This window comes from Salipaludibacillus sp. HK11, assembly GCF_047795645.1.
In the GTDB taxonomy this organism is placed as follows: domain Bacteria; phylum Bacillota; class Bacilli; order Bacillales; family Salisediminibacteriaceae; genus Salipaludibacillus.
The window spans coordinates 3,587,335-3,609,828 of record NZ_CP181045.1 but is presented as its reverse complement, the minus strand read 5'-3'; the positions used below and the strand labels follow the sequence as shown (position 1 = coordinate 3,609,828).

Sequence of the window (22,494 nt, the reverse complement as noted above, 5' to 3'; positions counted from 1 at the left end):
AAGTAGTTTGGTCACTATCTATCATAAGAGAGATTATTGAAATTGGAAATTGTGTGGCTCATTTTTCATGTGATCGAAACACCTAAAAGTGGCTCAAAATTAACTTATCAAAAACAACAGGCAGCAAAATTAACTCATAAGGAAATATCTAAATTGTTTGGTGTCGCTAGGACAGCTATAACTAGGATTAATAGCGGTGAGCGATGGTCTGAGATTCAAATTGACGAAAATGGAAATTGCAGAATGGAAGAAATAGCTCCAGAAAACTTCCCTGTTTATGTAGAGAAAGAGGACGAAACTAAAATTACTAAAATTGATGATAAAACAACAGAATATAGATTACAATTTTTGGATGATTACTTTGTGAAAAAAATTAAAGATAATGGTAGATCAAGTATTGTGACACAATTCGAGGTATCAACACCTAAATCAAGACGTTTTATCGGGTCGCTCTGGAAAAGTTATGGATGGCTTTTTAATAATGAGAATGATGATTTTATGTCGATGATTATGTTTAGTGTGACAAAAAAAGTAATGACATTTAAACCTATTAACAGTGATTTTGAGTGGTCAAAGGTTGTAATTAGTGGAACGAAGGAAAATACGATTATGCATGACAATATTAATAAAATTATAAAAACAGATTTACACAATTACGCTAATAAAATTAATAACAGTTACAAGGTTGAGATAGATGGCGAAGCAGAGTGGTGCAAACCAGTGACAAAAAGTTTGGATGAGGTCGCCAGTACAGAAGATGGAGATTTCCCTTTAATGGATGAATTAGGTGAGGAAAGCAACCTGTTTTACATACGTAATGATTATATAGGAAGTCATTTTTTAGATTGGTTTAGAGGTGAGCATGACAAAGTATTGACAGCAGGACAGATAAGATACTTAAATGTGATGAAGCTGTTTCAAAGGGACAGAAATGATGATTACACAATCCCATATAATCAGTTGCCAAATGAGTGTAAACCTTACACTGAGTCAGCAATTGATCATAACAGACAACGGTTAAAAAAGCGTGTTGAGGATGCTTATGATCAAGTGCCAAAATTGAGTTTGAGAGAGATGAATTATATGAAGGAGATTAACTTTTTTGAGTCGTTTATGGAGATCGTTGAGATTGAAGATGAGCGTATAGATGAACAGAATGGATTATTAGAAGAATGGATTAAATCAAGAGTGGATAATGATTTTTTGAGTAATCTTTTATTTGAAATGGATGCTGATGATATTGTAGCAATTAATTCTTCAAAGAGGATTAAAAACAAAGATTTATATAAAATTGTTGGATTAGTTGAAAATAGAATTGCTTCTTTAAGGAGTTTATTAGATGAAAAATAAGAAGATTATTTGTGATAATTGCAATCATAAATTCGAAATAAAAAAAATGAAGTCTGAGAAAATGGGCGAATATAGAGGGAATATAGTTGAGTTTAATTTTTTCAATTGTAGGAAGTGTTCACTTAAATATTTTGTCAGTGCCGACTATAAAGAGATCAATGATTTGATCACTAAGTATCGACATAATCAGATGACGATGCATATGTTGGATACAGTGAGAAATCGTGAAGAGAAAAAAGTTTTATCGGATGAGAATAAGAGGTTGCAAGATGAAGCTAGGGCATTGACTGAAATGTTAAAAGGAATGTTCTCGTGGAGTTAATAATACTGATGTTTAATCTATACAAAGGGGAATGAAGATCCTCTCCCCTTTTAATTGTCTTCCAACTCACTGAGTGCATTAAATAGTGCATCGAAAAAAAGAGAAATTAATTCTAAGTAATGCTTGTTGAAGTCTTCTGTTAAGCATTTAACATTATACCAATTCTCATTATTAATAGAAGGATCAACTGCTGCAAATTTTTTAAATGTTACAAAAGGGAGTGCTTTTAAATCATTATACTGTTTTTGCTTAATTGAAGCTGAGTCATTGTGAACAAAGTAGTTCCTTAGAGAGTTGTATTTAATAAATTTCTTCATGGTATTCTGATCTATGCCTATCTTAATATTATTTACATTTTTAATATAAAAAAAGTATTTTTGTGTCCCACTATAGCTTATGTCTACTAATCTAATATTGGTTGAAGTGTTCTCTTCAACATTTTCAGCAATGGTTTTTAATTCTGATTCCATAAATGAGTATAGCGAAATAAAAAGTGATTTTCTGAGAATTTGTGGATAATGTTTATTAAGAGATTCGTATTCATCCATAAACATATGTTCATAAAGTTCTTGTTTATGTTCAGGGTCGGTTATATGATGAGATTCTTTATTAAATCGTTCTTCAAGAGAAGATTTTTGAGATTCAATACTGTCTTCCATAGTTTCGATGTAATTGTGGAAATCTTCTATTTTCAAATCGAAAAATACCTTGTACCATTTCCATCTCATTGTGTTATTCATAAAAGCCCTCCTAAGCATTATTTGTTTACCTAATAATAACATGAAATACAAATTTTGATTAGTAAATCCAAACAAATATGAACATGTCCCAAAAGTTTCAAAAAGATAAGAGGTGAAAAATATGCCAGACAAGAAATTAAGAGCAATTGAACTTTTAGCGCAGAGAAACATAACTGTTAAAGCAATCGCAGAAGAACTACAAGTAAGTCGAACTACAATCTATGCATGGTTAAAAGATGCTGAGTTCAAGGCAAAATTAGAAGAAATGAATAGGCTAAGAGATGCTTATCTAAAACAAGAACTAAAGGATAAAGCGGAGGACTACATAAGAGCACTCGAAAAACTTGGTAACAACTCTAAGAATGATATGGTCAAACTAAGAGCGTTAGAGAATTTGTTGATGCACTCTGGTTGGAATCAGACACAAGAAGTTACTGTTAAAACAGATGAATCAGAATCAAAGAATGCGATGATCCAACTCTTAAAACAGAAAGAAAACAAAGAATAATCTTGAAAGTTTTATGCATTTTTAAAATTATAAATCACGTTGTAAAAACATCAAAAGCCTGTTATATCAACGATGTATAAAAAGTGTATACCATATAATTTTATCGTAATAATCAAAACCCTATTGTAACAAGGTTTACACACGATATTTATAATACTTTATTACATCAAATGATTATTTTACGCAATAAAGTATGAATGCCATATACATTAAATGAATAAATTAATGATGTATGAATCAATGTAAAAAAAGGATTTTCTCGTTTTTGATAAGAAAAAAATCTCGTTTACGAAAAAGGGTTTTTCTCGTTTTAATAAAAAGAATTTCTCATTTATAACAGGATAAAATTCTCGTTTTATCAAGACTAATTTTCTCGTTTTAAACAAAGAATAAATCTCATTTTATGAATTAGGTTTCTTTCGTTTTCTCGTTTCTGATTTGTATCTGTATCCTTAATCCAATTGCTACGAGTACATTTATAAGCAACAGTACAAATAGTACACACGCTAAATAGTAAGGTAGCAACCAATAGATACATGAGGATACAGACACACATATCATACACACAGCAGGTATACACAAGGTACATAGTACACACATGCATGAGTACACACACATAAACAGGTGTACTACACACATGATGGTACGTATATAGGTATAACACATACAAGGTACACACAACACACGCAGGGTACACAGGCACATAGCAAGCACACACAACAGGGTACATAGTACATTACACAAGGTACATACATACAGTACATATGCAATAGATGAGTAGTACAGACAAGTGTGGTGTAGTGCGTACAAATTAGAATGTGGACAGTGGACAAGTAAAGTGAGCATACGTCAGGACACGTAAATATAGTGATGGAAAAAAACGGAAGTGGATCAAAGGGGGTGGGGGTAGATACTTTGAGATGGTGAGATTGTGGGGGACTACACCTCAAACATTTTCGGACTATTTTTTAACTTTCGACCCCCCCAACCCAATCAAACCAAAGCCATCTGAAAACAGTCCTCTGTACAGTTTTTCCTTAAACCCCCTTGCTTTTCCTGTAGGAGGGTTGTTTTGAGTTGGCTTATTTTGCAAAAGGAGGAATCAGATTTAATTGAAAGTTAATGACCAAGAATTATTAATTAAGCATCTTAAATTACATTTTACCGATGATGAAATTACAGCACTTATCGAACAATATCCGTTAACTGGTAAACATGGATTACGTCAGATGCTAGGTGAAATTGACATCGCCTACTTTGCACAAGCATATTTCCCAAAATATTTTTCTAAAAAATTCTGTCAGTTTCATGATACTTTGATGGAAGAATTAGATTGGCTACTTAAAAATGAAGGAAAACGGATGGTTGTAGGCGTCCCAAGAGGATACGGAAAATCAACTTTATCAAGTTTCTTGTTTCCGCTTAATATTCTCTTATATAAAAAATTACAATTTATTTTAATTGTTTCCGCAACAGAAGATACTGCAATTCCATTTTTGAATATGATTAAAGATGAGTTAACTTCCAATGATGCAATTATTGAAGACTTTGGAAAACTTAAATCATCTAAAAAATGGGCTTTTGACGAAATATGGCTCAACAATGATACATGTTTGACAATTCGTGGGATTGACGGTTCGATAAGAGGGATTAGATACAAAGAGCATAGAGCGCAATTAATTTTGTGTGATGATCTCATTAAAGATAAAGTGGCTGAGTCTGATAGTCAAAGGCAACAATTAGCGAATACATATAAAGATTCTCTGTTAAATGCAGGGGACGAAAATACTCGTGTCCTAGTTGTAGGTACAGTCCTGCACCAAGAAGATATTTTATCCGAACTTCTCTCACCAGAAACCACTGGATATAAACAATTATTTTTCCAATCTATTTTAGAGTGGGCAGAGCGATCTGATCTGTGGGCAGGTTGGCGAAAACTTTATACTTCACTAGAAGACAAGAATCGTGAGCAAACTGCTCATGATTTTTTTATTGCAAACAAAGATGAAATGTTAAAAGAGACGAGAGTTTTGTGGGAAGAAAAATTTGATTACTATTTCCTAATGAGGAAACTTGTCGATGATGGTGAAAGTTCATTTTATAAAGAAATGCAATGTCAGCCAAGAGGATCAGATAATTACATTTTTAAAGATATTCAATACTGGGATAGCCTACCAGACTTAAATGATTGTAATTTAGCAATGTTTGTCGATCCTGCTATGGGAAAACGTAATGGAGATTATTCAGCCATTACAATTTTAGCAAAGCACAAAGTCACAGGATATAAATATGTGGTGGATGGCACAATTAAGCGGATCACACCAGATAAATTAATTGATTTGATCGTAGAAAAAGTAAAGCAATATGACAGTTTAGATGTCTTGGCTTTTGAAAGTGTACTTTTCCAAGAATACATATTGAATGATCTAAAGAAACGATTAAAAGATGAAGGTATTTATCATGTTCGTACCAAGCCAGTGAAACCGAGAACGAACAAGGAAGTTAGAATTATGCAACTGCAACCAGACATTGCAAACGGAGTTATAAAATTTAATAGAGATAGTCAAGAGTACAATTTACAGATTAAAGATTGGAATCCTAAAGCACGACATGACGATGCACCAGATAGTCTTGCAGGTGTTTGGGAAATTATAGAAAAAGTTAAAAAACCAAAACGAATAGAACCTAAACCATCTTGGTTATAGGTTATTTAAGGATGTGAGAAATTGGAGATAAATTTTAATGACAATCGCCATTTACGATATAAAAAATATTGGGACATTTTCAGAAATGAACCCAGTTTTAAAAAGCCTAATGAAAAATACGTTCCTGTTGCACTTGGTATGGAAATTGTAAAGCTATATCGTGACTTAGGATTTAGTAAAGGCATAGCTGCAAGTGTAAAAAATGATAATGATGTAAACATAGCACTAGATCGTTTAATTTATGAGAATGATTTCAATTCACTATTGAGTGAAGCTGGATTAACGGTTGGAGTAAAAGGTGATGTAGTATTAAAAAACTATTTAGATGAAGGCAAAAGTAAAATATCTTTCATACAACCCGAATATTACTTTCCAGAGTTAGACCCAAGAAATCAAAGAAAGATCGTCAAAGAAACTATTGCGTTTCCAGTTGAAGAGGATGATGAAACTTTTTTATATAGTGAAATATATGAAAAACGAAACGGTGAATATTGGTGTATTAGTAAGAAGAATTATTTTACGGATAATGACATTGGTGCAGAAGTGATGAGTGAACATAGTGAGGTAAATACTCAACTATTAGAGTCACCATTGACACATGTGCCATTCAGTAGAAATGACGGATCGTTGTTTGGTTATTCCGTTTTATTTGGGATTGAACCGCTATTAGAAGAATATAATTGGCGTTGTTCTCAGATCAGCATCATTATGGATAAGTTTACTTCTCCTAATATTATCGCTAGTGCAAATATCTTAGATGATAATTATCAATTTAAGATGTCAGATGGTGGAATCATGATCCCAATGGAAGAAGGAGAAGTGAAACCAGAATATATGACTTGGGATAGTCAACTTCAAGCGAATTTTGAATACATAGATCAAATCATTATGAAAGCAATTCACTTTCTTTCACCATTAAATTCAAATTTATATGGTTTAACCAAAGAAAGTGCCAATAGTTCTGCTTTATCAATCAAACTTAAAGCTTTTCGAACATCTCAAATTATAGAAAACTCATTAACTTATTGGCAAACAGCAATTAAAAAAGTTTTGCTACTAGCTCAACAGTTAGACGTTATTGCAGGAAATGGTAATTATAATCCACAACTACCGAACGTTGAATTGTCTGCCAGTATGCCAGAGGATTCCTATACTCAAAGCCAAGAGGAACAATTGAAAGTTGTTGCAGGTGTCACCTCTATAAAATCATCTATTGCTAGACTAAATCCACATTACAGCAAACAAGAAATTGATGATGAATTTTTAGAGATTATAAATGAAGAAAATGAACGTCAGCGTTTATCTTTTATGGAAAACGAAGTAAATTATGATGTTGTTGACACTGACACTGTAGGTGAATAATCATGATCGACTTTACAGATGAAGAAATAGAAACTCTTAGCATCACTGACATTAAAGATATTGAAGAGTTAGATAAAGAAACGCAAAAACTCATTATGAAATATGTTATTGGTTACGGTTTGATTGTTGGCTTATTACAGAAACAGATAAACAGAAGATTGACAAAACGACAATTAAATAAACTGTCGAATGATATAGATAAGGTTGTTTTGGGTCTTAATACTGACACGCTTAAATATCTGAAAAAAACGTATCCTCTTTATTATTTATTGTCTCTTCAAAACATTGATAAGTCATCATCTTTTTTACTAGGTGTTGATGTCATTGAAGGTGCAAGTAGCGCAATACATAAAAGAGCATTGAAACGAGCGACTAATGATCTGTATAGGGATTTAGCAAAAAACACTCGTTTCATGGGTAGAGAAGCCAAAAAGATTATAAGGTCAAACGCACAAGAATTATTAGTTTCGATGATTGAATCGGGTGAAAGTTATATCACTGTTAAAAAGAAATTAACTGATCAGTTGAAGAAAAATGGAGTTAATAGTTTTGTCGATAAAGGTCGAAAAAATTGGAAGATCGATAAGTATGCCGATATGGTTGTTAGAACAAAATCTCGTATTTTACATAATGAGGGAACAATCAACAGATTAAAAGATTATCGAGAAAAATATCCCGATGAAGAAAATTTTGATCTGATCCAGATCAGCGATCACAATGCAGAAGATTGGTGTAGCTTTTACGAAGGGAAGGTATTCTCGATCACTGGCAACAGCAAAACCTATCCAAGTATTGATACTTTACCAAATCAAAATTTTAAGACACTACATCCTAACTGTAAACATGTATGGCTTTCATACATGCCTTCTGTGCGTGGTCAAGGTGAGGTTGTCAGTGAAGAGTATCAGAGTATCAGTGTTAAAGAGTTAAATAAAATCGAGTATGAATCTCGTAAAAAGTCACGAAATTAAAAAAACCTAATCCGAGGACAAAACCTCGTAAAAAGAATGTGAAGGAGTTTTTAAGATGGAAGAAAAGGAAGAATTGTTGGGCGAAGTTGAAAAAGTCGAAGAAGAAGTAGTAGAAGGTAAAAGCGTACCCTATGAGCGTTTCAAGGAAGTCAACGACAAATATAAACTCGTTAAAGACGAATTGGAAACGGTAAAAGCAGACCTAGAAGCATTAAAATCAAACAATTTAACAAACGAACCTAAAGTAGAACCAGTTGTTCAAAAAGTCGAAGAAGTTGTTGAAGAAGTTGAAGAAGTCCTAGAAAACCCCAATCCTTTAGAGGAAAAAGTGACTCAATATGAAGAAATGTTTAATCAAATGTTGGTGACAAAATTGGAAAGTGTACCAGAGGAATATAAAGATTTAGTTCCAGAAGGTGACACGACATTCAAATTGAAATGGATTGATTCAGCCATTGCAAAAGGTTTGTTTTCCAAAAAAATTCAAAACTTTGGCAATCAAGGTTCTAATCCGTTAAAAGTCGCAACAGATGTAACGAAGGAAAAATTTAAGAAAATGAATGCTTCCGAGAGATCAAAAATTTATAAAGAAAATCCAGAATTGTATAAGCAACTAAAATCACAAATGTAAATGTAAGGTAGCAAAAGCAAAAAAAATTATATGAAATGCACTAGCTACACAAAAAATTATAAAAAGAGGTTATTTAAAATGCAAACAAAATTATCAGATTTAGTATCACTACAGGTATTCGCAGAGTCAGTAAGAGAAAAAATGGGTGACAAGATTCGTCTATACTCTCTATCTTTTGTTCAAGGTTTCGGAAGTGAGCAAGCAGGAACAATCAGCGTTAACAAGTATAAATATGTTGGTGATGCAGGGATCGTTGCCGAAGGTGAAGCAGTTCCGATGGCTCAACTTTCAGCATCCACTGAAAATCTACAAATCAAAAAAGCGGCTAAGTCAGTAAATATCACAGACGAAGCTATGAGAGGTAATTTCTCAAATCCTGCAACAGAAGCAGAAGATCAGTTATCTAAATCAGTATCAAACGGTGTAGAAAAAGAAATGTTTACAGCATTATCTACTGGTGCAACTCTTGTTCATGCATCAACAGGCAACCAGTTAACAGCAGTTGAAGCATTATCCGCAGTTGCTAAGTTTGGCGAAGATCAAGATGAGGATATGACTATCCTTGCTAATGCTAATCAGCTTGTAAATATCGAAACTGACAAAGCATTTATTGACGGAAAATTGAATGGTATGGAAGTTATTTACTCTAACAGAGTTAATGTTGGTGAAGCATTCATCGTTAAACAAGGTGCTCTAGGACTTTATCTCGCTAAAGAGGTACAAGTTGAAGAATCAAGAGATGTTACACACAAATCAACACTAATTAGTGCTGACGCTCATTTTGCAACTCATGTACGTGACGAGAGCAAAGTAGTAAAAGTAACATTCGCTTAATCCTTTTACATAGGTTTTGAGATTAATAGGTGGAACTGAGTAACTTATAGAGTTACTCAGTTTTATTGAAAGAAGGAGGATTATAAATGCTTTTATCACATTATGTTGCAAAGTTAAAAGAAGCAGAAAGAAAAGTTAAAGAAAAAGCTGAGAAAGCCAAGGAAAATAAAGTAGATAAAAAGCCTTCCGTACGTAAAAAGAGGGTGAAGAAAAATGATTAATATTCAAAATGCTAATACATACTTTGATATGCACATGGAAGCTAATAAATGGTTTACATTAGATGATCAATCAAAAGAAACGATGTTACAAAAAGCTGAATCTTATATTGATAATGCTTTCGATTTACGTGATGGCACTAAAGATACTATTAATTATAAACATGCTATCTATGAGCAAACAATATTCATGCTAACTTTCGATAGAGAACGACATAAGTTGCAACGTGAAGGTGTAACGATGTTTAAGGTTGATGATTTATCATTTCACATGACAACTTCACTCATTTCTCCTGTCGCACATTTATTTTTAAAGAGATTCATCTATAAAAAGGTGGGTAGGATCACATGATGACAATATATCAAGAATGTACTATTTATGAAGTTGCTCGTGATGGATATGGAAAACCCATTAAAAAAAATGCCAAAACTATTAAATGCCGAGTGAAAGAAAACTATCAGCTTGTAAAAAATAGATCAGCAGTTGAGGTTGTCAGTAAAATGGAAATTATGACTTTTGATGATATAACAATCAATCCAGATTTTAAAGTTGAGTTTGAAGGATTGGAGTACACTATCCTATCGACAAAATTAACAAGAAATACATTGGGGGAGGTCGTAAAAAGGGTGGTGTATGTCTAATGGCTAAAGAAATGAGCATGGAACAATTTGCAAAAGAATTACTTCGTCTGGAAAAGGTTGCAGTAAATAATATTGAAAAAAAAGTAACAATAATTGCAGAGGATTTAGCGAGTGCTTCACAAAGACTTGCCCCATTGGTTGAAGGTGGACTGATGGAAAATGCAACAGTTGAACCTGCAAAAAATAATGGCAAAGAGATCATTGCTAAAGTTGGCTATAACAAAAAATATGCTTTAGTTCGACACGAGGGTTTTTACAACCTTGGCGAAACTTCACGAAGGAAAAGCGGTTTCGATGGGATGAGTGTAGGACGTAAATTTTTAGGAAATCCTGTCACCGTTTACTCTGATAAATATATGCAATTTATTATGGATGCCATGATTGCGAGTGGTAAATCATGAATGAGTTAAATATTCCGTTCGGTCTTTGTTCAATCACATATGGAGATATGCAACTTCCGTTTATAGCAGATGAAGCAGTATTTACAGCCATCCCAATCTATCAAAATATGTTTGGTGGCGTGTTAAATGCTACTCAAAATTATATTTTAATAGATTATCAAGTGTCATTTACTGTGAGTATTGACAGTGAAAGCTACAACACCTTAAAACTCCACATGCCTACGCTTCAAAAACATAAACATGGGTTATATGATTCGGCTAGTAACGTTGATATGACAGGAAAACAACTTGTTATTCATCCAAAAATTAACGATACAAGGGACTACGATATTTGTATTTGGGAAGCTTATATTTCACCAAAAACAGAATTTAAACGTACTTTTAAAAAGGATGCTGACAAATTTGAGATTACTTTTAAAGGTAAACGAGTTAATGATCATAATGACCCTAATCTGATTGAATCGTATTTTTTCATTGGTGATTGGTTGAAGGTGATCAACAATGAGTAATTTATTAGAGGGTGTAAGAGATTTTCTGTCAGCAAATATAAAAGAAATCAATTTAACGTTTGGAGAAAACTTGTTTATTAATTTTTATCCAGACGATCCAAAAACAATTGTTAGTGTGATTGATCTAGGTGGTGCACCTCCATCTTTATATTTTCCGACCAGAGAAAAAGTTGTGGAAATTAAATTTAGAGCAGTAGATCAATCAGATGGTTATAAATTAGGAAGTGAGATTTTTGATCTAATCCACTCGAAAGAAAACTATTACTTTGGTGATCTTAGAGTCTTACATAGTTTAGCTAGGACAGATGTTAATTATCTGTTTCAAGATAAAAATGATCGGTCAGAATTTTCAATTGAAATAGTTTTTTTGATTCAGAATTAAAATATTTAAATATAACAAAAAAGAAATGAAAAAAGGAATGATTATAAATGAGTAATGAAATTAAAGTTGGTTTTGGTTTAGCTGATATCACTGTAGACGGTCAAGACGTTGGGCTACAGGGTGACGGAGCAGTTTTTACAGCAGAACCGAAAATGTTGGAAATAGAAACGTATGAGTTAGGTACTTGGGATTACTACTTGGAAGGTTGGGACGTAAAATTAAAAGTCAGCTTTCAAGAAGAGAATTTTGCTAAGTTGAAAATGGCGTTACCTGCACTAGATGACGTTAAAGACGGAACGGATACTGTAGGTTTACAAGATGGACGATTACATCAACGCATGAGAGATAAAGCAGTTGAAATCCTTGTTCATCCTCGAAGTGCAGAAGTAGGAGATACAAGCATGGACATAAAGATTTTCAAGGCAATTCCAGTTGGTGCTTTTGAGCGAAGTTTTTCGAAGGACGTAGTTAGTTACGAGGTTGAGTTCCACGCATTACCTTTGACTGGCGATTTATCTAAAGGTGGAAATTTCTTTCTTATCGGTGAAGAAGCTTAATATATTTTAACTATATTAATATAATAAAAAATAAAATAAAGGGGTTTTAAAAATGCAAGATACAGTAAAAATTAATTTCAATGATGAAGAATTTGAGGTCAAAAAGATTTCAATTCGGCAAATTCCTGCACTCGCAAACACATTAAATGATCTACCAACTGTTTTTAAGGATGTTTTCATGACTAGTGATGGGGAAGCACAGGATTTAGATACAGCAAAAATGATTGAGTTAGCACCTAGTTTGATTTTTCAAGCGGGTGAGACACTTCCTCCATTTTTGGCTGTAGCGACTAAAATTGATCTTGAAAAAATTTATGATGGTGGGATCGATGATCTCATTTTACTAATTCAAGCGGTTTTGCAAGTGAATAATTTTGAAACGATTGTTGGGTACTTAAAAAACTTCAAGATGTCGACTCAGAAGAAGTAAACGAGTCGACAAAACCAGTTTCAAAAGAGAGTATCATGACTCAAATACAAAGATCAATGCTTTCAATTGTGCATCTATATGCGAAAGAATATGGATGGACGAGAGAGTATGTCTTGGACGAAGTATTTTTTGACGAGCACATTTTACAAGAAAAAATAATATTAGAAAGTCAAAAAGATGAATGGTTAATGCAGAGTACGATTGCTCTTTTACCTCAATACGAAGAAAAAGATAGGATTGCATTTATTGCTCAATTATCAGATAGAGAGAAAGATATAACTCCTATTAAAAAAGATGTCACTTTAGAAGAAACAAAGGAAGCAATCAAACGAGCAAAACAACAATTAGCTAGCATGTAAAAACTACATATCAGAAAAGGGAGTGTCCAATTTTTGGATGCTCCCTTTTTTTTGTAGATAAAGGAGTGAATAATTATATGTCACAGCAATACAGTATAGTTGCCAATATTATCGCCAAAACAGGCGAATTTACAAAAGCAATGAATGATGCGAGTCAAAAAACTAATAGTTTTGCAAAAGACTTCGCCACAAAAACACAAAACATTGGTCAAGGCATGATGAATGTTGGAAGCAAATTAACTAAAAGTGTCTCTTTACCGTTAGTCGGATTAGGAGTCGTTGCAGTAAAAACTTTTGCCGATTTTGATGACTCGATGAGAAAAACACAAGCATTACTCGGAGATAATTTAGGTGGGACGGTCAAAGAACAAGAGAAAAATTTACAAATGCTCACTGATGAAGCAAAGAGAATGGGTAGTACAACTGCTCATAGTGCTTCAAGTGCGGCTGATGCAATGGGTTATATGGCATTAGCAGGATGGGATACAACCCAAATCATGGCAGGAATTGAACCTGTCTTAAACTTAGCATCTGCATCTGGAATGGATTTAGCAACTACGTCCGATATCGTTACAGATTCAATGAGTATGTTTGGAATGAAAGCCGAAGAAGCAGGTCGCATGGCTGACGCATTAGCTTCTGCCAGTAGCAAGTCTAATACAGATGTTACTCAACTAGGCGAAGCACTTAAATATGTAGGAGCAAATGCATCTGCATCGGGAATGGACATTGAGCAAACTTCCGCTTTCTTAGGAATCTTAGCAGACAATGGTTTAAAAGGGTCTGTTGCAGGAACAACTTTAAACTCAGTTTTGAGAGATATGAAGAAGAATGCTGAGGGTGGAGCAATATCATTTGGCGATCAGTCAGTAGCAATATATGACTCAAATGGAAATATGCGAGATATGACAACGGTTATGAGCGAAGTAATCGATGCTACCTCACATTTGAGCGATGAACAACGAGACTTTGCATTATCACAAATATTTGGTGCAGAAGCTATGAAAGGTATGAATATTCTTCTTGGTGAAGGGTCAGATGCAGTAGGCGATTTAGAAGAACAACTAAGAAATTCTGAGGGAACTGCGAAGACGATGGCAGAAATCTTAGAGGGAGGACTAGGAGGGGCATTTCGAGGACTAAAATCAGCAATGGAAGCAGTATTTATCGCATTTGGTGAAACACTTAAACCATTTTTTATTGCGATTACAGATTATGTTGCAGATGTCGCTCGAAAATTTGCCGATTTAGACGATGGAACTAAAAAACTCATAGTTATCTTTGGTGGAGTCATTGCTATTATCCCTCCATTAATTTTTGGTTTTGGTCTAATTGTAAAAAGTCTTGGAATTATAATGGGTGTTTTAGCAACGGTTAACGCACCATTTATTATACTTATTGGACTGATAGGAGGTTTAGTTTTTGCCTTTAAAGATCAACTTTGGGGAGTTTTACAAAAAGCAGGTGAGTGGTTTCAACCACTTTTAGATGCGTTTAAATATTTAACAGGTGGTTTTGACAAATCGATTGAGGATGCTAGATTTTATGGGACTACCATTGAAGATTTAATTGGATCAAAAGCCATGCGGATCGTTGAGTTGTTCAATGAAATGAAAAGCAAGGTTTTAGAGGTCTGGAATCAGCTTAAAGATATCATTGTGCCGATTGTCGAAAATATAAAAACTAATGTAGTGCAATTTCTTGATCAATTGAAGCAAAAATGGCAAGAAAACGGAGAACAGATCGTTGGTCGAATTACTGAAACCTATAATGCGATCATGGATATTATCCGACCAGTTCTAGCAGATATGATTAGTTTCATACAAGAAACGCTCTTAAAAATTAACCAATTTTGGGATGAAAATGGTGCTCAAATTTTAGATGCGGTGACAAATGCTTTCAACGGTATTATGACGGTGATTAATTTTGTGATGCCATTTATTGGATTTATCATCGAAACGGTGTGGAACTCTATAAAGGGTGTTATCGATGGAACGCTCACATTTATTATGGGGATAGTGAAGGTTTTTTCTGGGTTACTAACAGGCGATTTTTCCAAAATGTGGGAAGGTATCAAAGACATGTTCTTTGGTGCAATAAAAGCAATTTGGCATTTCATGGAATTAAACTTCATGGGACGAATAGTAATGCTCGTCAAAAATCTTGTTAAACTTGTTGTAAATTTAATCAAGAGCAAGTGGACTTCTATCACGCAATTATTTAAAAGTGGGGGAGAGGTCGCAAGTAAGATTATTGATACATTGAGAAGTTCAATTTCAAAAATTTGGAATAGCATTAAAGATTTCATTGTTCGTGTCGCAACTGACATTTGGAACAGTATAAAATCTCGATTCGACTCAATTTTTAAAACTGTATCTTCAATTACAACAAATATCAGAACTACTATATCTAATATTTGGAATACGATAAGAACAACCATTACAAATGTCGTAACTGGTATTTTAAATAGTGTCCGAAATAATTTCAACAATATTTTAAGCTCAGCAAGGTCTATTTTCTCAAGCATCCGTACTGCCATGACAAATCCGATCCAGACAGCGAGAACAATAATATCTGGAATCGTAGATAGGATTAAAGGATTCTTCACTTCGATGAAATTAAAGTTTCCTTCCTTGGACATGAAATTTATCACGAGTGCGAGGGATACAATAAGTACAGCAATTAACCGAATTAAAGGTTTCTTCTCTAATTTGAGATTAAAATTTCCGAGTATTTCAATGCCTAAACTACCAAAATTTACGATGACAGGTAGCTTTGGTCTAAAACCTCCGAGTGTTCCTAAACTAGGAATTAGTTGGAATAAAATGGGTGGTATCTTTAATACTCCTACGATCTTTAATACAGCTAATGCAGGATTACAAGGTGTCGGAGAAGCAGGAGCAGAAGCGATATTACCGCTTACCAAATCTGTACTTGGTACAATTGGTGATAAAATCTTTGCTAATATTAGTGGTAAAACTGGTGTAGTAAATAACCATGAAGTCAATTTTAATAATGAGTATACTTTTAATGTTGATGGGGATATGTCAGATCAAGATATGAAGAAAATAGCTAATTATGTAGCAAAACAACAATTATCTGGTTTGAAGAAATTGGGTAAGTAGAGTTAAGTCAATTGATCGATGAGGACACTTACGACACAAAAAGGGAGAAAAGAAATTTAACAAAAGTAGATGATAAAAAATGGATAAATTATTAGGAGTATCAGCACTATTAGGTGTACCCTTAGCATTTTTGTTTGGTGGGTGGCTACCGATAATGTCAGTTTTGGTAGTTATGATTTTTTTGGATATCATAACAGGGGTAACTAAAGGGTTTTATGATAAGAGATTGAGAAGTTTAAAAATGTCGCAAGGAATGATAAGGAAAGCAATGATATTTGTTGTCATCATTATCGCAAATATGATTGATGTGGCTATGTTTGCAGGAGTTCCTGCTACAAAAACAGCAGTTATATTATTTTACATAGCAATGGAAGGTTTGTCGATCATGGAAAATATTGGTCAAATGGGAGTCCCATTGCCAGATGTGATTAAAAATCATCTTGAACTTTTAAAAAGTAAAGGGAAAAGTAATGACCAAAATCAAGACCAGAAATAATGTGCTCTACATTGCCATATGGTGATGTAGAGTTTTTTTTATTGTTATAAATAAACTATTGACATACAATTGTGATAATAAAATTAAATGGTTGAGTATGGAGGATTTTCATGAAAAAGGCACAAAGTTTTAGGTTGGAAGAAGAGCAAGTAAAACAATTAGATAAATTGGTTGACTATTACAGATTAAATTATCAAGATGCTGATTTTGCTGTAAGAATATCAAAAGCAGAAGTGTTACAGCATTTGATCAAACAAAAGTTTAATGAGTTAAATAATGATGGTAAATTATAAAGAGAACGAAGAAAATTGAGAATAAACCATAACAAATAAACGCACTCATTTAACAAATGAAGTGTTTTTTTATTTATAATAACCACAATACATAGACAAAATACGTTAAATTAGATATATTTACCATATCACAAAATAATTTATTTATAGATGTTGAATTAATTTAGAAAAATTAAAGCATACCATATTGGGGGGTACTATGTATTATAAGGAATCTTTGGAATATAAAGCGGAAACAATTCAAAATCAAAATACAAGGGAATATTTTGACGAAGTGCTAAGTTCATATCATAATGGAAATTATAGGTCAGCGGTAGTCATGTTATATTCAGTTGTGGTATGTGATTTGATATATAAATTAAACGAATTAAAAGATAGATATTCAGATGCAACAGCCGAAGGTATCTTGACAGAAATAGAAAGTATTCAAGAGAAAGAACCTGAAAATTCTAAATGGGAAACTAGATTAATTGAACTAGTAAAGGGAAGAACCAACTTATTTGAAACAAATGATAAAGTAAATATTGATTATCTAAGGAAGCAAAGACACCTTTCGGCACATCCTGTGTTAACAACATTTGATATTCTTCATAAACCAAGTAAAGAAACTGCTAGAGCATTAATGATGAATATGTTAGATGGATTATTGATTAAATCACCTTTATTGTCTAAAAAAATCATCGGAACATTTCTCGAAGATCTCAAGATGATTAAAGACGATAAAATGACTGATGAACAATTGAGTAAGTACCTAAATAATAGATATTTTGACAAATTAAATAAACCGACTGAACAGAAACTTTTTAAAGATCTTTGGAAGTTCTCTTTTAAATTAGACGATGAAGATTCAGAAGAAAATCGTGAAATTATATTTAGAGCATTAAGGACGTTTTATTTAAAGAACATTCCTGTTTTTAATGAATTAATTGAATCTGATAAATCCTATTATAGCGATATAAAATATACTAATTCTAACATAATTATGATATATACATCTTTTTTGTCGTTATATCCCAAAATTTATGTAAAAACTGAAGAACAATTGAAGGCGGTACTTGAAAGAAAATCAGAAAATGATTTTAATGTTTTTACACAAAGTGTTTTTCTTTCAACATCACTGGAACAACACTTTATAAATATTAAAGATAGATTGTATGGAAATGGTATTGTAGTAAATCCAAGAATATGTTTATCCTCAAGAAATTTATTATTTTTTCTTTCACAACAAGATGATATTTTAGCAAAATTTTTAGATTTATTAATAGAAATATTTAGGAGAAGTCATTCGTTTGATTTAGCAAATGTTAATTTTGAAGAATATATACTTGAATATGGTGCTTATTTTAGTAAAGTACAGTTAGAAGAAATTTTAAGTGCAATTAATTCTAATGATCAAATAAATGAAAGAAGAAGAGCATCCATAGATAACAAAGAATTAAAAGAAATTATCGAAGAACGTTATAAAGGTGAAATTGATTACGAACAATATCCAAATTTTGAGTGTTGAATGTAATTGAAGTAAATGAAACAAAATAATTCACTATATTAGCAGGAAATACCTTCTTTTTATTAAATGTTAAATGAATAGGAAGGGAATTAATGAGAAAACCATATAATTATGCTGTAAGACGTACTTCTAGATACATTGCTAATAGTTCTACGAGGAATTTAAATAATCACCGTAACCTCTCTAAATATCGACCACTTACGTTAATAGAGTTAATTGGAGGTATTTTAGCGATAGGTTTCTGGATATTCATATTTTCGCAGATATAAAATCATTGGGGTGCTATTTGTTCTGAAAAAATATTTTTATTGGTGAGATCATATACATTATAAAATCGCAATCTAACTGTAATTCCAGACAAATTTTCTAACTAAAATAGGTGTTTAATTCTCATTTTTTATAGCTTGAACTACTTTCATAAAAGCATTATAATTGAGTAGAAGTTGATTTACGAACCGAGTTCGGGTAATTTGTTCAACTCCCTAACGCTTAAACCCTTGGTATCAAAGAGCTCAGCAGGATAGAGCAGCCGCCTCCTAAGCGGCAGGTCGGAGGTTCAAATCCTCTCAGGGTCACCATACATAAATGTTTAACTTCCTTGATATAATCAGGGGAGTTTCTTCGTTTTATAAGAAGTGCTCTCAAAAAACGCCCCCTTCATTATCGAAGGGGGCGTTACTCGTTCTATTTAAATCTCATAACTTCTTTAATCCTATAGTCAGCGCATCTCAGAAGAGCTACTGCTGCTTTTAAGTTGGTTTGAGGATGTAATTGTCTCTGAAACAGTCACGCCTTCTCGATCAACCTCAAGCATTTCCACACGGTGCTCGTTAAAGTGACCGCGAAGTTGTAGTTTTACTTCTTTTCCACTGCCTTTTGGAACAAAAAACAAGATGATTGGGCCAGCACCACTAAGTGTTGCGCCATAAACAGGCAACTCTTCTGCAAGTTTCACAGCTTTTTGCCATTCAGGAATGTTTGGCATGCGGTAAGGACAATGGAATAAATCTTTGTTCATCATTCTTCCAGCTAATGCCCAGTCGTTTTGCAAAATCGCTGCGACAAGCACGTTACTAATACTGCTTGCTTCAACTGCTTCTTTATGAGTGAACGCCTCTGGTAAAGCGCTTCGTGATTCTTTCGTACTCAATTCGTATTCTGGAATGACAGCGACTAAATCAATATCAGGTATGCCAGCATGGACGATGTTTGTTTCATCTTCGCGATGGCTTCCGATAATTAACCCGCCGTAAATCGAGGGAGCAACGTTATCTGGGTGACCTTCATAAATACTAGCCCAACGTGCTTTTTCATCGCTGGATAAGTCTAACTCCAATAGCTGATTGGCTAGTTCAATACCAGCAACAATTGCTGTCGCACTGCTTCCAAACCCCCGTGCAAGTGGAATGTCACTTTCCATTTCTACCCTTGTATCTGGTAACTCACGATTATATTCTGTAGCAATCCAAGCCGCAATTTGATAAATCAAGTTGTCTTTCCCGGTTGGAATACCATTTAAATTGTCGGACGTAACAACAAATATCCACTCGTTACTGCTTTGCACGTGTAACGTTAAATAACGGTTTAAAGCCATTCCGATTGAATCAAAGCCAGGACCTAAATTAGCTGTGCTCGCAGGAACACGAATGGAGAATTGATTTTGTTTCATGATTATTTCACCCGACCTAACATGTGGTCAATAACCACTTGCTCATCGTTTGGTAGTGCAACAGGTTGAATGGGTGCAGTATTCATCGCAGTGTCTGGATCTTTTAATCCATTTCCAGTCAAGACAGAGACAACGCGAGACCCTTTCTTAATTTCTCCTGTTTTCAGCTGTTTCATTAACCCAGCAATAGATGCTGCCGAAGCTGGTTCGGCGAAAACACCTTCTTCACGAGCTAATAGTTTATATGCTTCAACAATTTCTTCATCGGTAACAAAGTCGATTTTTCCAGATGATTCCTCTGAAGCGCGAACCGCTTTGTCCCAACTTGCAGGATTACCGATGCGAATCGCTGTTGCCAACGTTTCAGGATCATCGATGATTTGATTTCGAACAATTGCTGCGGAACCTTCTGCTTCGAATCCACGCATTTGCGGAAGTCCAGTACCTTTCGCTTGATGGTACTCTTGGAATCCTTTCCAATAAGCGGTGATATTTCCCGCATTCCCAACTGGAATTGTTAAAACATCAGGTGCTGATCCTAGTGCATCGCAAATTTCAAATGCCGAAGTTTTTTGCCCTTCGATTCGAAATGGATTCGTCGAATTGACAAGTGTAATCGGTGATTGTTTCGCTAAGCTTTGCACCATCTTTAGCGCATTATCAAAGTTCCCTTTGATTTTGAAGATTTCTGCACCATATACAACCGCTTGAGCGAGTTTTCCAGCGGCAATTTTACCATCCGGAATGACGACGAGGCAACGTAATTTTGCTTGTGCAGCATAAGCTGCGGCCGCAGCTGAAGTATTTCCAGTAGACGCACACATAATTGCTTCGCTACCAGCTTCTTTCGCTTTGGCGACAGCCATAACCATACCGCGGTCTTTGAAAGAGCCTGTAGGATTTGCGCCATCATATTTTACGTGTAACTCAATATCTAATTTCTCAGACAGATGTTTCAAAGGTAACAGAGGCGTGTTGCCCTCCTGTAAAGAAAGCATCGGAGTATTTTCATTAACCGGTAAATATTGTTTATATTCTTCTAGTAATCCACGCCACATCATTTTTTCATTTCTCCTTCCACACGGTAGCTACTTTTAACTTCGACTACCACATCTATATCGTTTAGTTTTTCTATAACTGTTTCATAATTTTTCTTTGTTACAGCATGTGTGACGAGAATAATTTCTGCTAATTTCCCCTGATTTAAAGGTACTTGTAGGATTTTCTCCAAACTTACACCTTGCTCGTCAAATAACGTTGTGAGTACAGAAAAGGTTCCGGGAACATCTTTTGCATGGATCCGTAAAAAATATTTTGAGAAAATCTCATCATCGGTCTGTAATTTTTTGTTGAACTGCGGAATGACAACGCTATTGCCATTAACGCCTAGTCGTTTATTTTTCAACACTTCAACCAAGTCAGAAACAATCGCAGTCGCTGTCGGAAGCTGACCGGCACCTGGACCGTAAAACATGGTTTCACCAACGGCTTCACCATATACATACACCGCATTATACTCGTCATCCACGGAAGCGAGTGGGTGTTCATGAGGAATTAGCGTCGGTTGGACACTGACTTCAACTTTGTCACCACTTCGATTGGCAATTCCAACGAGTTTCATTGTATAACCAAGTTGGTCAGCATAATTTAAATCTTGAGTTGTCACTTTGGTAATTCCTTTGACAGAAACATCATCGAGATCTAAGTTCATTGAAAACCCTAGGGTACCAAGGATAGAAATTTTTCGTGCAGCATCGAGACCTTCCACGTCTGCCGTAGGATCAGATTCTGCATAGCCTAGTGCTTGCGCTTCTTGCAGTACCTCATCAAAGAGTCTACCTTCTTTCGTCATTTTTGTTAAAATATAATTGGTCGTTCCGTTTACAATACCCATTATTTTTGTAATTCTATCGGAAGCAAGTCCTTCTACTAACGTTCTTAAGATTGGAATTCCACCAGCGACACTAGCTTCATAAAATAAGTCGCAGCCTTGTTTGTCAGCAAGTTGAAGTAATTCGCTACCGTGAACAGCCATTAAATCTTTATTCGCAGTGATCACGTGTTTCCCATTTTCTAATGCATGACGAATATAGCTGCGTGCATCTTCAATTCCACCCATCACTTCGACAATGACGTCAATATCTGGATTATCTAAAACTTCTTGTGGATCTAATGTCAATTGTTCAGGCGTTACCTTCACTTGACGCTCTTTGTTAAGATCATTGACAAGAATTTTTTTGATGCTCACACCACAACCTAATTGGTGCGCTAATTTATCTTGATGGTCTTGAATAATTTGTAGGACACCTGTCCCTACTGTTCCAAAACCAAGTAGTCCAATATTCATCTGTTTTGTCATTTCCCACCACTCCTAAAGCGTCTCTGATTAACGCACATATGTTTTTGTATACAGGACATTATAGAGAGGTTTTCGCAATAAAACAACCGTTTTAGCGAAATAATCAAATAATTCTCAAAGAAAG

26 protein-coding genes are annotated in these 22,494 nt (G+C 34.2%); 22 read left to right on the top strand and 4 right to left on the bottom strand.

Annotation, left to right across the window (positions count from 1 at the left end):
- Positions 1 to 36: 36 nt before the first annotated feature.
- Together ACM26V_RS16900 and ACM26V_RS16895 are read left to right on the top strand one after the other, a co-directional pair.
- Positions 37 to 1,350: a hypothetical protein gene (locus tag ACM26V_RS16900; protein ID WP_416147911.1), complete on the top strand. Its 1,314-nt coding sequence runs from the start codon at positions 37 to 39 to the stop codon at positions 1,348 to 1,350.
- The gene (locus tag ACM26V_RS16895; RefSeq protein WP_416147910.1) at positions 1,340 to 1,672 is read left to right on the top strand and encodes a hypothetical protein; all 333 of its coding nucleotides are present in this window, start codon (positions 1,340 to 1,342) and stop codon (positions 1,670 to 1,672) included. The genes ACM26V_RS16900 and ACM26V_RS16895 overlap by 11 nt, the downstream gene beginning before the upstream one ends.
- 50 nt (positions 1,673 to 1,722) lie before the next feature.
- On the opposite strand, the gene ACM26V_RS16890 is transcribed toward ACM26V_RS16895, so the two are convergent.
- A complete protein-coding gene (locus ACM26V_RS16890) occupies positions 1,723 to 2,412 on the bottom strand; it encodes a hypothetical protein (RefSeq protein WP_416147909.1) in 690 nt (229 codons plus the stop codon).
- A gap of 121 nt (positions 2,413 to 2,533) precedes the next feature.
- Here ACM26V_RS16890 and ACM26V_RS16885 point away from each other — a divergent pair, with 121 nt between their 5' ends.
- The 20 genes from ACM26V_RS16885 to ACM26V_RS16790 all read left to right on the top strand — a co-directional run bounded on the left by ACM26V_RS16885 (position 2,534) and on the right by ACM26V_RS16790 (position 18,611).
- Positions 2,534 to 2,920, top strand: coding sequence for a phBC6A51 family helix-turn-helix protein (locus ACM26V_RS16885; RefSeq protein ID WP_416147908.1), 387 nt, complete (start codon positions 2,534 to 2,536; stop codon positions 2,918 to 2,920).
- A 1,112-nt stretch (positions 2,921 to 4,032) separates the two neighbouring features.
- Positions 4,033 to 5,625 carry a phage terminase large subunit gene (terL, locus tag ACM26V_RS16880; protein WP_416147906.1) on the top strand — a complete coding sequence of 531 codons (1,593 nt, stop codon included), beginning with the start codon at positions 4,033 to 4,035 and terminating at the stop codon, positions 5,623 to 5,625.
- A gap of 21 nt (positions 5,626 to 5,646) precedes the next feature.
- The gene (locus ACM26V_RS16875) at positions 5,647 to 6,987 is read left to right on the top strand and encodes a phage portal protein (RefSeq protein WP_416147905.1); all 1,341 of its coding nucleotides are present in this window, start codon (positions 5,647 to 5,649) and stop codon (positions 6,985 to 6,987) included.
- A 2-nt stretch (positions 6,988 to 6,989) separates the two neighbouring features.
- A complete protein-coding gene (locus ACM26V_RS16870) occupies positions 6,990 to 7,958 on the top strand; it encodes a phage minor capsid protein (RefSeq protein ID WP_416147903.1) in 969 nt (322 codons plus the stop codon).
- A gap of 55 nt (positions 7,959 to 8,013) precedes the next feature.
- A complete protein-coding gene (locus ACM26V_RS16865; protein WP_416147902.1) occupies positions 8,014 to 8,589 on the top strand; it encodes a hypothetical protein in 576 nt (191 codons plus the stop codon).
- A gap of 78 nt (positions 8,590 to 8,667) precedes the next feature.
- Complete coding sequence (locus ACM26V_RS16860) at positions 8,668 to 9,423, top strand: hypothetical protein (protein WP_416147901.1); 756 nt, start codon at positions 8,668 to 8,670, stop codon at positions 9,421 to 9,423.
- An 86-nt stretch (positions 9,424 to 9,509) separates the two neighbouring features.
- Positions 9,510 to 9,644, top strand: a complete 135-nt coding sequence (locus tag ACM26V_RS16855) for a hypothetical protein (protein WP_416147900.1) — start codon at positions 9,510 to 9,512, stop codon at positions 9,642 to 9,644.
- Positions 9,637 to 9,993: a hypothetical protein gene (locus ACM26V_RS16850; RefSeq protein ID WP_416147899.1), complete on the top strand. Its 357-nt coding sequence runs from the start codon at positions 9,637 to 9,639 to the stop codon at positions 9,991 to 9,993. The genes ACM26V_RS16855 and ACM26V_RS16850 overlap by 8 nt, the downstream gene beginning before the upstream one ends.
- On the top strand, positions 9,990 to 10,283 hold the full coding sequence (locus tag ACM26V_RS16845; protein ID WP_416147898.1) for a hypothetical protein: 294 nt from the start codon (positions 9,990 to 9,992) through the stop codon (positions 10,281 to 10,283). Before ACM26V_RS16850 ends, ACM26V_RS16845 begins: the two co-directional genes overlap by 4 nt.
- Positions 10,283 to 10,684, top strand: coding sequence for a hypothetical protein (locus ACM26V_RS16840; protein WP_416147897.1), 402 nt, complete (start codon positions 10,283 to 10,285; stop codon positions 10,682 to 10,684). The genes ACM26V_RS16845 and ACM26V_RS16840 overlap by 1 nt, the downstream gene beginning before the upstream one ends.
- Entirely contained in the window at positions 10,681 to 11,193 is a 513-nt protein-coding gene (locus tag ACM26V_RS16835) for a hypothetical protein (protein ID WP_416147896.1), read from the top strand. Before ACM26V_RS16840 ends, ACM26V_RS16835 begins: the two co-directional genes overlap by 4 nt.
- The gene (locus tag ACM26V_RS16830; protein ID WP_416147895.1) at positions 11,186 to 11,575 is read left to right on the top strand and encodes a minor capsid protein; all 390 of its coding nucleotides are present in this window, start codon (positions 11,186 to 11,188) and stop codon (positions 11,573 to 11,575) included. The genes ACM26V_RS16835 and ACM26V_RS16830 overlap by 8 nt, the downstream gene beginning before the upstream one ends.
- Before the next feature lie 47 nt (positions 11,576 to 11,622).
- Complete coding sequence (locus ACM26V_RS16825; RefSeq protein ID WP_416147894.1) at positions 11,623 to 12,132, top strand: hypothetical protein; 510 nt, start codon at positions 11,623 to 11,625, stop codon at positions 12,130 to 12,132.
- Between the two features lie 52 nt (positions 12,133 to 12,184).
- Complete coding sequence (locus tag ACM26V_RS16820; protein WP_416147893.1) at positions 12,185 to 12,562, top strand: hypothetical protein; 378 nt, start codon at positions 12,185 to 12,187, stop codon at positions 12,560 to 12,562.
- 35 nt (positions 12,563 to 12,597) lie between these two features.
- Positions 12,598 to 12,921, top strand: coding sequence for a hypothetical protein (locus tag ACM26V_RS16815; RefSeq protein WP_416147892.1), 324 nt, complete (start codon positions 12,598 to 12,600; stop codon positions 12,919 to 12,921).
- Between the two features lie 77 nt (positions 12,922 to 12,998).
- Entirely contained in the window at positions 12,999 to 16,046 is a 3,048-nt protein-coding gene (locus tag ACM26V_RS16810) for a phage tail tape measure protein (protein WP_416147891.1), read from the top strand.
- 79 nt (positions 16,047 to 16,125) lie between these two features.
- Positions 16,126 to 16,542, top strand: a complete 417-nt coding sequence (locus tag ACM26V_RS16805) for a holin family protein (RefSeq protein ID WP_416147890.1) — start codon at positions 16,126 to 16,128, stop codon at positions 16,540 to 16,542.
- Positions 16,543 to 16,652: 110 nt separating this feature from the next.
- On the top strand, positions 16,653 to 16,835 hold the full coding sequence (locus ACM26V_RS16800) for a hypothetical protein (RefSeq protein WP_416147889.1): 183 nt from the start codon (positions 16,653 to 16,655) through the stop codon (positions 16,833 to 16,835).
- 199 nt (positions 16,836 to 17,034) lie between these two features.
- Positions 17,035 to 18,342, top strand: a complete 1,308-nt coding sequence (locus ACM26V_RS16795; protein ID WP_416147888.1) for a hypothetical protein — start codon at positions 17,035 to 17,037, stop codon at positions 18,340 to 18,342.
- Between the two features lie 92 nt (positions 18,343 to 18,434).
- Entirely contained in the window at positions 18,435 to 18,611 is a 177-nt protein-coding gene (locus ACM26V_RS16790; protein ID WP_416147887.1) for a hypothetical protein, read from the top strand.
- A gap of 449 nt (positions 18,612 to 19,060) precedes the next feature.
- On the opposite strand, the gene thrB is transcribed toward ACM26V_RS16790, so the two are convergent.
- Genes thrB through ACM26V_RS16775 form a run of 3 tightly spaced genes read right to left on the bottom strand, consistent with a single transcriptional unit; the run spans position 19,061 to position 22,370 of the window.
- Positions 19,061 to 20,011, bottom strand: a complete 951-nt coding sequence (gene thrB, locus ACM26V_RS16785; protein ID WP_416147886.1) for a homoserine kinase — start codon at positions 20,009 to 20,011, stop codon at positions 19,061 to 19,063.
- Between the two features lie 2 nt (positions 20,012 to 20,013).
- The gene (thrC, locus tag ACM26V_RS16780; RefSeq protein WP_416147885.1) at positions 20,014 to 21,072 is read right to left on the bottom strand and encodes a threonine synthase; all 1,059 of its coding nucleotides are present in this window, start codon (positions 21,070 to 21,072) and stop codon (positions 20,014 to 20,016) included.
- Complete coding sequence (locus ACM26V_RS16775; RefSeq protein ID WP_416147884.1) at positions 21,069 to 22,370, bottom strand: homoserine dehydrogenase; 1,302 nt, start codon at positions 22,368 to 22,370, stop codon at positions 21,069 to 21,071. The genes thrC and ACM26V_RS16775 overlap by 4 nt, the downstream gene beginning before the upstream one ends.
- Positions 22,371 to 22,494: the final 124 nt, after the last annotated feature.